Annotated in this window: 11 protein-coding genes; 10 read left to right on the top strand and 1 reads right to left on the bottom strand. The window is 74.5% G+C overall.

Going from position 1 to position 13,734, the window contains the following annotated elements:
- Positions 1-44: 44 nt before the first annotated feature.
- The gene (locus E1265_RS10380; protein WP_243740671.1) at positions 45-1,763 is read right to left on the bottom strand and encodes a phospholipid carrier-dependent glycosyltransferase; all 1,719 of its coding nucleotides are present in this window, start codon (positions 1,761-1,763) and stop codon (positions 45-47) included.
- Positions 1,764-1,815: 52 nt separating this feature from the next.
- On the opposite strand from E1265_RS10380, the gene rsmI reads away from it, so the two are divergent.
- The 10 genes from rsmI to galK all read left to right on the top strand — a co-directional run bounded on the left by rsmI (position 1,816) and on the right by galK (position 13,705).
- A complete protein-coding gene (gene rsmI / locus E1265_RS10385) occupies positions 1,816-2,706 on the top strand; it encodes a 16S rRNA (cytidine(1402)-2'-O)-methyltransferase (protein WP_132929971.1) in 891 nt (296 codons plus the stop codon).
- Positions 2,707-2,779: 73 nt separating this feature from the next.
- On the top strand, positions 2,780-3,625 hold the full coding sequence (locus E1265_RS10390) for a TatD family hydrolase (protein ID WP_132929972.1): 846 nt from the start codon (positions 2,780-2,782) through the stop codon (positions 3,623-3,625).
- The gene (rsmA, locus tag E1265_RS10395; RefSeq protein WP_132929973.1) at positions 3,622-4,476 is read left to right on the top strand and encodes a 16S rRNA (adenine(1518)-N(6)/adenine(1519)-N(6))-dimethyltransferase RsmA; all 855 of its coding nucleotides are present in this window, start codon (positions 3,622-3,624) and stop codon (positions 4,474-4,476) included. Before E1265_RS10390 ends, rsmA begins: the two co-directional genes overlap by 4 nt.
- Before the next feature lie 413 nt (positions 4,477-4,889).
- Positions 4,890-5,822: a 4-(cytidine 5'-diphospho)-2-C-methyl-D-erythritol kinase gene (locus E1265_RS10400; protein ID WP_132929974.1), complete on the top strand. Its 933-nt coding sequence runs from the start codon at positions 4,890-4,892 to the stop codon at positions 5,820-5,822.
- Positions 5,815-7,629 (top strand): ABC-F family ATP-binding cassette domain-containing protein, encoded by a 1,815-nt coding sequence (locus E1265_RS10405; protein ID WP_132929975.1) that lies wholly within the window; start codon positions 5,815-5,817, stop codon positions 7,627-7,629. Before E1265_RS10400 ends, E1265_RS10405 begins: the two co-directional genes overlap by 8 nt.
- A gap of 388 nt (positions 7,630-8,017) precedes the next feature.
- The gene (locus E1265_RS10410) at positions 8,018-9,481 is read left to right on the top strand and encodes a PQQ-binding-like beta-propeller repeat protein (RefSeq protein ID WP_132929976.1); all 1,464 of its coding nucleotides are present in this window, start codon (positions 8,018-8,020) and stop codon (positions 9,479-9,481) included.
- 267 nt (positions 9,482-9,748) lie between these two features.
- The gene (locus tag E1265_RS10415; RefSeq protein WP_132929977.1) at positions 9,749-10,426 is read left to right on the top strand and encodes a response regulator transcription factor; all 678 of its coding nucleotides are present in this window, start codon (positions 9,749-9,751) and stop codon (positions 10,424-10,426) included.
- A gap of 136 nt (positions 10,427-10,562) precedes the next feature.
- Entirely contained in the window at positions 10,563-11,606 is a 1,044-nt protein-coding gene (gene galT, locus E1265_RS10420; protein WP_132929978.1) for a galactose-1-phosphate uridylyltransferase, read from the top strand.
- Positions 11,607-11,609: 3 nt separating this feature from the next.
- Positions 11,610-12,581, top strand: coding sequence for a UDP-glucose 4-epimerase GalE (gene galE, locus E1265_RS10425; RefSeq protein ID WP_132929979.1), 972 nt, complete (start codon positions 11,610-11,612; stop codon positions 12,579-12,581).
- The gene (galK, locus tag E1265_RS10430; RefSeq protein ID WP_243740672.1) at positions 12,578-13,705 is read left to right on the top strand and encodes a galactokinase; all 1,128 of its coding nucleotides are present in this window, start codon (positions 12,578-12,580) and stop codon (positions 13,703-13,705) included. Before galE ends, galK begins: the two co-directional genes overlap by 4 nt.
- Positions 13,706-13,734 lie beyond the last annotated feature (29 nt).

Here is a 13,734-nt window from a genome sequence, read left to right on the forward strand (position 1 = left end):
CGCCTCACGAAATGTCCACATCAACGGGGGTTGGTGCCCCGGAGCTACACCCAGGTGTCCAACCACATCCGGGACCGCCAGCCGTCGACCGGGATCTCGGTGCCGGTGTAGATCGGGTAGAAGTAGATGAAGTTCCACGCGATCAGCAGCACCAGCACCCCGCTGGCCACGATGCCGAGCACCCGGCGGCGCTCCGAGCAGCCCGGTGGGCCGAGGAGCGCGCCGATCAGCATCGTCACCGCCAGGCAGAGGAACGGCGTCAGCACCACCGCGTAGAAGTAGAAGATGGTGCGCTCCTGGTACATGAACCACGGCAGGTAGCCGGCCGCCACCCCGCACAGCACCGCCCCGGCGCGCCAGTCGCGGCGGAAGCCCCAGCGGTATACCAGGTAGGCGAGCGCGAAACAGGCCGTCCACCACAGCAGCGGGGTGCCGAGCGCCAGCACCTCGCGGGCACAGCCGCTCGCGTAGCGGCAGTCGCCCTCGCCGCGCTCCTCGGAGGTGTAGTAGTAGGTGACCGGCCGGGTGGCGGCCAGCCAACTCCAGGGGTTCGACTCGTAGTTGTGTTCCGAGGTCAGCCCGACGTGGAACTGGTAGACCTCGGTCGTGTAGTGCCACCAGCTGCGCAGCACGGCGGGCACGAAGGAGTAGTCGCTCTCGCCGGCGCCCTCCCGGTTCGCCCAGTCCCGGTAGTAGCCGCCCGAGGTGGCGAACCAGCCCGTCCAGCTGACCAGGTAGACGGCCAGCGCGACCGGCACCAGCGAGACGAACGCCGGCAGCGCGTCCCGCCGCAGCGTCGCGTGCCGCGGCCGCTTGGCGCCGGCCGTGCGGCGGGCCGCCGCGTCCCACAGCACCGTGAGGACGCCGAACGCGGCGAGCACGTACAGGCCGTTCCACTTGGTCGCGCATGCCAGGCCCAGGCAGACGCCGGCGGCGATCCGCCAGGGCCGCGCGCCGAGCCCGAGCCGCCCCGCGACCTCCGCGTCGGGCCGCAGCAGCCCGTCGGAGCCGGTGGGCAGCGCCTCGGCCAGTCTGACGCGGGCCCGGTCGCGGTCGACCAGCAGACAGCCGAACGCGGCCAGCAGCCAGAACATCAGTACGAGGTCGAGCAGCGCGGTCCGGCTCATCACGAAGTGCAGCCCGTCCACCGCGAGCAGCAGCCCCGCCACGCAGCCGAGCACGGTGGAGCGGAAGAGACGGCGGCCGATGCGGCAGACCATCAGCACCGAGAGGGTGCCGAGCAGCGCCACCATGAAGCGCCAGCCGAACGGGGTGAGCCCGAACAGCCACTCGCCGACCGCGATGACCCACTTGCCGGCCGGCGGGTGGACGACGTACGCGGCGGCGTCGTCGAACGGGGTCTGGCCGGCCATGATCCGCTCGTTGGCGTCGTCCGCCCACTCGGTCTCGTAGCCGCGCCTGAGCAGGGACCAGGCGTCCTTCGCGTAGTACGTCTCGTCGAATATCACCGCGTTCGGCGAGCCGAGGTTCACGAACCTGAGCGCCCCGGCGAGCGCCGCGACCAGCAGCGGGCCGCCCCAGCCGGTCCACCCGGCCAGCCGGGCGGCGGCGGCCGGCGCGAAGCCGAAGTACTGCCAGAGGCGGGACCCCGGCTCCGGGTAGGGCGGGACAAGACGCTCGCGGACGCCGGCGGATCTCGGCGGCACGTAACCGAAGCGGCGCAGCCGCTGCCCCCAGGCGGCGGGCGGCCGGCCTGGGTCCTGTTCCTGAGGGGCGTCGTCCGTCACGGTCTGGCTGGTCATCACCGGCCATCTTGGCATCCGGCGCGCGGGGCGAGAGGGAGGATGGGTGAGGATGAGCGATATGACTGGCGCGCGCGGCAATCCTTCCGATGCCACCCTCGGCACCCTCGTCCTCGCCGGAACCCCCATCGGCGACCTCGCCGACGCCCCGCCCCGGCTGGCCGCCGAGCTGGCCGAGGCCGACGTGGTGGCGGCCGAGGACACCCGCCGGTTGCGGCGGCTCGCCCAGGGGCTCGGGGCGCGGATCGAGGGGCGCGTGGTGTCCTACTTCGAGGGCAACGAGGCGGCGCGCACGCCGGAGCTCGCCGAGGAGCTCGCGCGGGGCGCGCGGGTGCTGCTGGTCACGGACGCCGGCATGCCGTCCGTCTCCGACCCCGGCTACCGGCTCGTCGTCGCCGCCATCGAGCTCGGCGCGCGCGTCACGGCGGTGCCGGGCCCCTCCGCGGTGCTGACGGCGCTGGCGCTCTCCGGGCTCCCGGTGGACCGCTTCTGCTTCGAGGGCTTCCCGCCGCGCAAGGCGGGGGAGCGGGCGGCGCTGCTGCGGGAGCTGGCGGACGAGCGCCGCACGCTGGTCTTCTTCGAGTCCCCGCACCGGCTGGCCGCCACCCTCGCCGCCATGGCCGAGGCGTTCGGCGCCGACCGGCGGGCGGCCGTCTGCCGCGAGCTCACCAAGACGTACGAGGAGATCCGCCGCGGCCCGCTCGCCGAGCTCGCCGCCTGGGCGGCGGACGGCGTGCGCGGCGAGATCACCGTCGTCGTCGCGGGCGCGCCACGGGGGGCGGCGGCCGCGCTCTCCGCGACCGACCTGGCCGGCCTGGTCGCGGCGCGGGAGTCGGCGGGCCAACCGCGGAAGGCGGCGATCGCGGAGGTCGCCAAGGAGGCCGGCGTCCCCAAGCGGACCGTCTTCGACGCGGTGGTGGCGGCGAAGCCACCGGGCGGGTAACGGCGGAGCTCCCGGGTGGGTGGGGGGAAACCGCGGCGCCGAGGCGAGCGCGGCGGCCCCGTAGGATCGTGGCATGCCCAAGTCCGCCAAGGCCAAGGCGTTGGAGCCGGTGCCGCCACCGTTGCCCGAACCGTTGGCCGTGCCCGTCACCGACTCGCACACCCACCTCGACATGCAGGACACCACCGTCGAGGACGCCCTGGCCAAGGCCGCCGAGGTCGGCGTCACCCGCGTGGTGCAGATCGGCTGCGACCCGGAGCGCGCCAGGTGGGCCGTGAAGACGGCCGCCGAGCACGAGGCCGTCTGGGCCGCCGTCGCGCTGCACCCCAACGAGGCACCGCGCCTCGACGCCGAAGGACCCGGCGTGCTCGACGCCGCGCTCGACGAGATCGCCGAGCTCGCCGAGCGCCACGAGGTGCGGGCGCTCGGCGAGACCGGCCTCGACTACTTCCGCACCGGTCCCGAGGGCGTCGCCGCGCAGCAGCGTTCGTTCCGCCGGCACATCGAGATCGCGAAGGCGCTGGACAAGGCGCTGGTCATCCACGACCGCGACGCCCACGACGACGTGCTCCGCATCCTCCGCGAGGAGGGCGCGCCCCGTCGCACCGTCTTCCACTGCTTCTCCGGCGACGTCGCGATGGCCGAGGTGTGCGCGGCCGAGGGGTACTTCATGTCGTTCGCCGGCAACGTCACCTTCGGTAGCGCCCAGCCGTTGCGGGACGCGCTCGCCGCCGCCCCGCCCGAGCTGCTGCTCGTCGAGACGGACGCCCCGTTCCTCACGCCGACGCCGTTCCGCGGCCGGCCCAACGCGCCGTACCTGATCCCCGTCACGCTCCGCGCGATGGCCCAGGTCAAGGGGTTGACGGAGACCGAGCTCGCCCGCCACGTGGCGGCCAACACGGTGCGGGCCTTCGGGTGACGGACGCGACGGACGCGCTCCTCGGCCCGGCCGACGTGCGGGAGCTGGCCGCCGCGCTCGGCGTGCGCCCCACCAAGCAGCGCGGCCAGAACTTCGTGATCGACGCCAACACGGTGCGCCGCATCGTGCGCGCGGCCGAGGTCGGCGCGGACGACGTGGTGGTGGAGGTCGGCCCTGGGCTCGGCTCGTTGACGCTGGCGCTGCTGGCCGCGGCGCGGCACGTCACGGCGGTGGAGATCGACGACGTGCTGGCCGCCGCCCTGCCGGCGACGGTCGCGGCGCGGCTGCCGGAGCGGGTGGACCACTTCGCGCTGGTGCACCAGGACGCGCTGCGCGTCACCGAGCTGCCGGGCCCGCCGCCGGGAGCGCTGGTCGCCAACCTGCCGTACAACGTGGCGGTGCCGGTGCTGCTGCACATGCTGGCCACCTTCCCGAGCATCGAGCGGGCGCTGGTGATGGTCCAGTCCGAGGTCGCCGACCGGCTGGTGGCAGGGCCGGGCTCCAAGGTGTACGGGGTCCCCTCGGTCAAGGCCGCCTGGTACGCGCACGCCCGGCGGGCCGGTGCGATCGGCCGCAACGTGTTCTGGCCGGCGCCCAACGTCGACTCCGGGCTCGTCGCCCTGACCCGCCGCGAGCCGCCGGCGACGACGGCGAGCCGCGAGGAGGTCTTCGCGGTGATCGACGCGGCCTTCGCGCAACGCCGCAAGACGCTGCGGTCGGCGCTGGCCGGCTGGGCCGGCTCCCCGGCGGCCGCCGAGGCCGCCTGCGCGGCGGCCGGCGTCCCGCCGACGGCGCGTGGCGAGGCGCTGACGATCGACGACTTCGCCCGTCTCGCCGAAGCGCGGCGCTAGCCGCGCGGCTCAACCCGGGCCGAATCCGCCCCACCCACCCGCCGGCGGCCTGCGCCTCGGCTTCGCCGCCCGGTGTGCGGTGCTGGGTGGGTTTTCCCACCACCCGCCCCTGTCCGGGCTCCGCGCCGGGCGGGGCCTCGCGCGGAAAGGCGCGGGCTCTGCGGCTTCGCCGCCGGGGGTGGCGCAGTCGAGCCGGCTTGGGCCGCGGTGGCCGGTCGCAGGTCGTGGGCTTGAGCGCGGTGGCACGGTGCCGTCCGCTGTCTGTCAGGGCGGGCCGGCCCGCCGTGCGCCCCTCCGGCGCGGCCGAACCGGCTCCGCCGGCTTGGCCGGTCGCCGTGCCGCCGGCCGCGCCGGCGTGGCGGCAAGCCGCCAGCCTGCGGCGGCCCAGCCGCCACGTGGGGGAGAATCGCCGCATGTCCGTGGAGTCAGCGCAGCGTGCCGTCACCGTGCGGGTGCCGGCCAAGGTCAATGTTCAGCTCGCCGTGGGCGCTCCGCGTCCGGACGGGTTCCATGATCTGGCCAACGTGTTCCTCGCCGTCGGTCTCTACGACCGTGTCACCGCGACCCCGGCCGGCACCCCGGGGGTGACCGTCAGCTGTGCCGGTCCCGGGAGCGAGAGCGTGCCGCTCGACGGGTCGAACCTCGCGGTGCGGGCCGCCGAGGCGTTGGCCGCGCACCACGGGCGGGAGGCGGCCGTGCACCTGCACATCGAGAAGGACATCCCGGTGGCCGGCGGCATGGCCGGCGGGAGCGCCGACGCCGCCGGCGCGCTGTTGGCGTGCGACGTGCTGTGGGGGACGGGCACCCCGCGCTCCGAGCTGCTCGCGCTGTGTGCCGGGCTCGGCTCGGACGTGCCGTTCAGCCTGGTCGGCGGGGCGGCACTGGGCCGTGGGCGGGGGGAGCGACTGACGGAGTTGCCGGTGGCTGGCACGTTCCACTGGGTCTTCGCGTTCGCCGACGGTGGCCTCTCCACACCGGAGGTGTACCGCGCCTGCGACCGGCTGCGCGGCGCGACGCCGGTTCCCGATCCCAAGCCCGATCCGGCGCTGCTCGCGGCCCTGCGGGACGGGGACGCGCGGGCGCTGGCCGGCACGCTCGTCAACGACCTGCAGCCGGCCGCCGTCGAGTTGCGGCCGTCGCTCGCCGCGACCCTGTCCGCCGGGCTCGCGGGCGGCGCGCTGGCCGGTCTGGTCTCGGGGTCGGGGCCGAGCTGCGCGTTCCTGGCCGCCGACGCCGAGTCGGCCGCGCTGGTCGCGAAGTCGCTGCGGGACTCAGGAACCTGTCGGGCCGCTCGGGTGACGACCGGGCCCGCGCCGGGGGCGACTACCATCGAGAATCATGCCTGAACCGACCTCAAGGCCGTCCGGCAAGCCGGCCAGGAACCTCGTCAACGTGGAGGCCGTCCGCAAGGTCTTCGGCACCAGGACCCTGCTGGACGGCGTCTCGCTCGGCGTCGGCGAGCACGACCGGATCGGCGTCGTCGGTCGCAACGGCGACGGCAAGACCACGCTGATCCGCATCCTCGCCCGCCAGGAGCCGGCCGACGACGGGCGGGTCACGCACGCCGGCGGCCTGCGCTTCGGCCTGCTGACGCAAGCCGACTCGCTCGATCCCGCCGCCACCGTCAGGCAGGAGGTCATCGGCGACCTCGCCGACCACGAGTGGGCCGGCGATCCACGCGTCCGCGACGTGCTGACCGGCCTGTTCGGCGGCCTCGACCTGCCCGGGTTCCCGGCCGGCCTCGACACCGTCATCGGCCCGCTCTCCGGCGGCGAGCGCCGCCGGATCGCGCTCGCCAAGCTGCTGATCGCCGAGCAGGACCTGATCGTCCTCGACGAGCCCACCAACCACCTCGACGTCGAGGGCATCGCCTGGCTCGCCGAGCACCTGGCGGCCCGCCGCTCCGCGCTCGTCGTCGTCACCCACGACCGCTGGTTCCTCGACCGGGTGTGCACCCGGATGTGGGACGTGCAGCGCGGCCAGGTGTACGCCTACGACGGCGGCTACAGCGACTATGTCTTCGCCCGTGCCGAGCGGGAGCGGATCGCCGCCAGCGAGGAGGTCAAGCGGCAGAACCTGGTCCGAAAGGAGCTGGCCTGGCTGCGCCGCGGCGCCCCGGCTCGCACCAGCAAGCCGCGCTTCCGGATCGAGGCGGCCAACGCGCTGATCGCCGACGTGCCGCCGCCGCGCGACGGCGCCGAGCTGATGAAGTTCGCCAGCGCCCGCCTCGGCCGGACCGTCTACGACCTGGAGGACGTGACGGTCACGGCCGGCGACCGGACGCTGCTGAAGGACCTCACCTGGCAGCTCGGTCCTGGCGACCGGATCGGCCTGGTCGGGGTCAACGGCGCGGGCAAGACCTCGCTGCTGCGGGCCATGGCCGCGGGCCGGGCGGCGGCCGGCACGATCACGGTCGGCAAGACGGTACGGCTCGCCTACCTGTCGCAGGAGGTCGGCGAGCTCGACCCCGAGTGGCGGGTGCTGCAAGCCGTGGAGCAGGTCAGGTCCCGCGTGGACCTGGGCAAGGGCCGGGAGATGACCGCGTCCCAGCTGTGCGAGCGGTTCGGCTTCGGCAAGGAACGGCAGTGGACGCCGGTGGGCGACCTGTCGGGCGGCGAGCGCCGGCGGCTGCAGATCCTGCGGCTGCTGATGGACGAGCCCAACGTGCTGTTCCTCGACGAGCCGACCAACGACCTGGACATCGAGACGCTCACCCAGCTCGAGGACCTGCTGGACGGCTGGCCGGGGTCGATGGTGGTCATCAGCCACGACCGGTTTTTCGTCGAGCGGGTCACCGACCGGGTGTTCGCGCTGCTCGGCGACGGCACGCTGCGGATGCTGCCGCGTGGGATCGACGAGTACCTGGAGCGGCGGGCGGCGCGGCGCGAGGCCGCGCCCGCGTCGGCGGCCCAGGCGCCGGCCGCTCCGGCGGCCAAGCCGGCGCAGCTCTCCCGGGCGAGCCAGAAGGAGATCCAGCGCATCGAGCGGCAGTTGGAGCGGATCGGCGAGAAGGAGTCGGCGTTGCACGGCGAGATGGCCGAGCACGCCACCGACTTCGCGAAGATGGCCGAGCTTGACGCGAGGCTGCGCGAGCTGGCCGGCCAGCGGGACGAGCTCGAGACCCGCTGGCTGGAGCTGGCCGAGGAGGCATAACCGCGGCGTCGCGGCGCTGGCTTGGCCGCCGCGCTCGGCGTGGTCGCGGTGTCGGTGGTCGGCGGCGAGGTGGTGGCTGGCGGTTCTTGTCGGCTGGCGTCGGTGCCGGGTCGCTGCGCTTGGCCTGGTTGCGGTGTCGGTGGTCGGCGGTCCTTGTCGACCGCCCTGGCCCCGGCGCCGGCCCCTTGCCCGGCGCGCCCTTGCCTGGGCGCCGTCCCGGTATTGCGCGCCAGCGCTCCGGCATTGCGTGCCGGCGCCCCGGCGTTTCGTGCCGGCGCTCCGGCATTGCGTGCCGGCGCCCCGGCGTTTCGTGCCGGGGACGCCGGCCCGGTGGTCGACGGTTCGGCTTGGTGGACGGTGGTAGAAAGTCCGGACCGACGACCGTTCGTTGGGGGAGACATTGCCATCGCCGCCGCCGTCACCGCCGCTGGGTTCGCGCCGTGGTTCGCCCGGCTGGCCGGGCCGCCGGGTCGCGCTGCTCGCCGTGGCGCTCGGCCTGTTGCTGACCGGGAACGCCGTCGCGCGGTGGCCGTTAGGCGGCGGGCCGGTCGGCGAGGACGCCGCGGATCGCGCGGACGCCGGGCCCCGCCCGGAAGCGCCCCGGCCGGAGGCCGCCGTGGCCGGCCTGGCCTGGGAGGTTGCGGCGCCGCCGGTCGACCCACGAGCGGTGCGGCTGTGGGCCAGGGGTGACTGGGTGGCGGGCGACGACCTGGTGCGGGTCGCGGACGGCGGCATCGCCTCATACGACCTGGCCACCGGCGCCCGCAACTGGCGGGTGCCGCTCGACCTGGCCGGCGGCGTCTGCCAGGCGTCGCCGTCGTCCTCCGGCGACCTGGTGGCGGTGCTCCAGGGGCGGGACTGCGGGACGCTCACCGTGCTCGACATCGTGGCCGGCGAGCCGGTCGCCGAGGTGCCGCTCGGTGTCGACGGCGGCGATCCGGGCCCCGGCGAGCACGACGAGCCGGCGATCCTGGGCGACACGGTCGCGGTGGGCTGGGACGGCGGCACCGCCGGCTTCCGGCTCGCCGACACCCCGGCGGGCGTTGTCGAGGCGTGGCGCGCGGCGCCGGGCGGCGGGGCCTGCGTGGCCGACGCCTACGCGGTGGTGGGCGGCACGCTGGTGTCGCGGACCGCGTGCGGCAGCCCGCCGGGCGCCGAGGGCGGCACCATCAGGGCCACCGGCGAGCGCGGCGAGGAACTGTGGGAGTGGTCGTTCGGGCCGCGGTTCATGGGGCGGCCGATGGCGGTCACGGCGGTGCTCTCGGCCGAGCCGCTGGTGGTCGTGGCCCGGCTCGGCGAAGACCGGGAGACGAGCAGCGAGCACATCTTCGTGATCGACGACGAACGCCAGTCGATCAGACATGACCTGGACTATGACCGCGACCGCTATCTGCCGCCGTGCCGGGCCACCTCGTTCGCCGACTGCGGCGGCACCGTGGTGCACGACGGCCACCTCTACCTGGCCAGCGACCACGACGCCCCGGGCTCCGCCGGGGGCAACGCCGTGGTCGCCTTCGATCTCGCCAGCGGCCTGGTCGAGTACCAGGTGCGGGCGCTCGGGGGCGGCGACATCCGGCCGTTCGGTGTCCGCGACGACCGGATCCTCGCCTACCAGCCGGCGGGCGAGGAACGTGCCGGTCTCGTGGTGGCCATCGACCCGGCGACGGGCCGCGCCGCCCCGCTGATGGCGCTCGACCCGGCGGCCCGCCGGAGCGAATGGGCCCTGATGAGCGGCCTGTTCACGCACGAGCAGCGCCCCCTGTGGCACGAGGGGACGCTGGTGTTGGTCAACCGCGTGTTTTACCCGGGCGACGCGGCCGCCGGCCGCCCGGCGCTGCTGGTCTACCGGTGACCGCCCCCGCCGCCGGTGATCGACGCTGGCGCGATCCGGCCGGGCCCGGCGCCCGCCGTGCGGCGGCCGTCGCCGGGGGGATGCATGATCGGCGCGTGGTCTGGGGCAGGACAACCCTTACTCGCGATGCCGATCCACCCTGATCGTGAGCCACCCTGGGGCCACCGTGGTCCACCTTTGTATTCCACTCTGTTCCCGAACGGCCCGGGAGCGCCCGCGACACCGCACGCCCGGGCCCGGCCGATTCGGCCCTCCAGAGGAGACGTGATGAGCGTACGGGTCGTGGTCGCCGACGACCGACGACTGGTCGCCGAGGCGCTGGCCTCAGCCCTGCGGGTGCGCGGCCACCGGGTGCTCGGCGCCGGGGCGCCCGCCGCGCGGGCCGCCGACCTGGCGGTCAGCAAGCAGCCCGATGTCTGCCTGTTCGGACTGACCGCGCCGGAGGCGCCTGGCGCGCTCGACCCGGTGCTGCGGATCCGCCGCGAGTGCCCCAGGGTCGCCGTCGTCGTGCTCGGCCCGGTGCCGCGCCCGCGCGGCGTGGCGGCGGCGTTCGCGGCCGGCGCCCGCGGCTATGTGCGCCACGACGAGCGCATAGAGGGCGTGGAGCGGGCGATGGTCAAGGCCAAGGCGGGCGACGCGGCGGTGGCGCCGCAGCTGCTGCGCGAGGCGTTCACCGACCTGCTGCACCCGCGCACCGGCCCCGACGCGGAGGGCGCCAGGCTGGCGGCGCTGCTCACCGAGCGGGAGGCGGACGTGCTGACCCGGATCGTGGACGGGGAGGACACCCGCCGGATAGCGGCCGGGCTCGGCGTCGCGCCCAGCACGGCGCGCACCCATGTGCAGCGGCTGCTCACGAAGCTGGGCACCGCGTCCCGGCTCGAGGCCGCGGCCCTCGCCGTCCGCACCGGGCTCCTCGACCACCTGCCGCCCGGCCACCGGCCCTAGCACGCCGCACAACCCGGCCGAACGAACCTCGAACAAACCCTCGCCTTTGACGTCCGACGTGGGGGTATGCTTCCTTATGTTCGATTCTGTTGAGGTGTACTGAGCCCGACACGCGACATCTGATCTGGACTGGGTGATGAAGAGGACCACGACCCGCCTGGCCGACGGCCGTGAGCTGATCTACTACGACTCACGCGACGACGCCGTCCGCGACACCCTCGACCGCCGCCCGCTCCAGCCCGCCGTCTCGGCCTCCGAGATCCGGCACAACGCCCTCCTCGACGAGCACGTCGGCTACGCCGCCCACCGCCAGTCCCGCACCTACCACCCGCCGGCCGACCAGTGCCCGCTGTGCCCCACTCGCGGTGACCGGCTCAGCGAGATACCCGCCGACTCCTACGAGGTCGCGGTCTTCGAGAACCGCTTCCCGTCCTTCGGCGGCGACGTCGGCCGCTGCGAGGTGGTCTGCTTCACCCCCGACCACGACGCCTCCTTCGCCTCCCTCACCCCCGAGCAGGCCGCGCTCGTCCTGCACGCCTGGACCGACCGCACCGCCGACCTCGCCCAGCACCCGGGCGTGCGGCAGGTCTACTGCTTCGAGAACCGCGGCGCCGAGATCGGCGTCACCCTCGGCCACCCGCACGGCCAGATCTACGGCTACCCCTTCGTCACCCCGCACACCGCGCGCGCCCTGCGCTCCGTCGCCGCCCACAAGGAGCGCACCGGCGGCAACCTCTACGACGAGCTGCTGGCCGAGGAGCGCGCCGACGGGCGCCGCATCGTGCTGGAGACCGACACCTGGACCGCGTTCGTGCCGCGCGCCGCCCGCTGGCCCTACGAGGTCCACCTCTACCCGCGCCGCCGCCGCGTCCCCGACCTGCTGGCCCTCGACGACGCCGAGCGCGCCGGCTTCCCCGCCGTCTACCTGGAGCTGCTGCGCCGCTTCGACCGGATCTTCGGCGAGGGCGCGGGACCCACCCCGTATATTTCCGGCTGGCATCAGGCGCCCTTCGCCATACCGGACCGCGAGGACTTCGCGCTGCATCTGGAGCTGTTCACCATCCGTCGCAGCCCCGGGAAGCTCAAGTACCTGGCGGGCTCCGAGTCCGGCATGGGCGCGTTCGTGAGTGACGTACTGCCGGAGGCGGCGGCCGACCGGCTGCGAGAGGTGGCGACTTAAGGCATGAGGTACTTCGTTACGGGCGGCGCGGGCTACGTCGGTGGAACGGTGGCCGCGCACCTGCTGGCCGCCGGCCACCGGGTGACCGTCCTCGACGACCTCTCCACCGGCTTCCGCGCCGGCGTCCCGGCCGGCGCCGAGTTCGTCGAGGGCCGCATCCAGGACGCCGGCAAGTGGCTGGACGGCTCCTACGACGGCGTGCTGCACTTCGCCGCCTGCTCGCAGGTCGGCGAGTCCGTGGTCAACCCGGAGAAGTACTGGCGCAACAACGTCGCAGGCACCCTCGACCTGCTCTCCGCCATGCGCGAGGCCGACGTCCGCACCCTCGTCTTCTCCTCCACCGCCGCGGTCTACGGCGAGCCCACCGCCACCCCGATCACCGAGGAAGCGGCCACAGCCCCCACCAACCCCTACGGCGCCAGCAAGCTCGCCGTCGACCACATGATCACCAGCGAGGCCGCGGCGCACGGCCTGGCCGCCGTCTCGCTGCGCTACTTCAACGTGGCCGGCGCGCACCGCGCCGACCCGGGCCTGGGCGAGCGGCACGACCCGGAGAGCCACCTCATCCCCATCGTGCTCCAAGTCGCCCTCGGCCGCCGCGACTCGATCAACGTCTACGGCACCGACTACCCCACGCCCGACGGCACGTGCGTCCGCGACTACATCCACGTGGACGACCTCGCCGAGGCCCACCTGCTGGCCCTGACCGCCGCCACCCCGGGCGAGCACCTGATCTGCAACCTCGGCAACGGCAACGGCTTCTCGGTCCGCGAGGTCATCGAGACGGCCCGGCAGGTCACCGGCCACGCCATCCCCGAGACCGCGGCCGAGCGCCGCGCCGGCGACCCGGCCGTCCTGGTCGCCTCGGCCGAGCGCGCCCGCGAGCGCCTCGGCTGGCGACCCAGCCGCGCCGACCTGGCCGGTATCATCGCGGACGCCTGGGCGTTCGCGCAGCGCGAGGAGACTGCGAAGTGACAGCCGTGACCGCAGACGGCACCTGGGCCGCGCCGGGCCGCGTCAACCTGATCGGCGAACACACCGACTACAACGAGGGTTTCGTCATGCCCTTCGCGCTGCCGCACAGGGCGAAGGCGAAGGCCACCCTCCGCTCCGACCGGCTGCTGCGGCTTTCCTCGGCCCAGTACGACGGCGAGCCGGTCGAGCTCTCCCTCGACGAGCTGACCCCGCGCGCCGTCCCGGGCTGGGCCGCCTACCCGGCAGGCGTCGCCTGGGCCCTGGAGCGCGCCGGGCACCGCCTCGCCGGCGCCGACCTGTCCTTCGACTCCGACGTGCCGACCGGCGCCGGACTCTCGTCGTCGGCCGCCCTGGAGGTCGTCACCGCCCTGGCGCTGAGCGACCTCAACGGGCTCGGCCTGCCGCCCGAGTCGCTCGCCCGCCTCTCCCAGCAGGCGGAGAACGACTTCGTCGGCATGCCGTGCGGGATCCTCGACCAGATGGCCTCCGCGTCCTGCGAGGCCGGCCATGTGCTCTTCCTCGACACCCGCGACCTGTCGCGGCGCCAGGTGCCGTTCGACATGGCGGCCGAGGGGCTGCGGCTGCTGGTCGTCGACACGCGGGTCAAGCACAGCCACGCGGACGGCGAGTACGCCACCCGCCGGGCCGAGTGCGAGACGGGCGCCGCCACGCTGGGGGTCCCCTTCCTGCGTGACATCCCCTTCGGTGAGCTGTCCTCGGCCCTCTCCCGGCTCCCGGACGACACCATCCGCCGCCGCGTCAGGCACATCGTCACCGAGAACCGCCGCGTCGAGCGCGTGGTGGAGCTCTTGGACGCCGGCAGCGCGCGCGAGATAGGCCCGATCCTCACCGAGGGCCACGCCTCGCTCCGCGACGACTTCGAGATCTCCTGCCCGGAGCTCGACCTGGTCGTCTCGACGGCGGTGGAGGTCGGCGCCCTCGGCGCCCGCATGACGGGCGGCGGCTTCGGCGGCTCCGCGATCGTCCTCGTCGACGAGGACGCCGTCGAGACGACGGCCAAGGCCATCACCACCGCGTTCGGCTCCGCTGGCTACCGCGCCCCCCGCGTCTTCGAGGCCGTGCCCTCACCGGGAGCCCAGCGAGTCCCCCCGCCGGTGTCCTAGGGGTTCTCCTGTCTCTTATACACTTCTGA

The sequence above is a fragment of the Streptomyces sp. 8K308 genome (assembly GCF_004348315.1).
GTDB lineage: Bacteria > Actinomycetota > Actinomycetes > Streptomycetales > Streptomycetaceae > Streptomyces.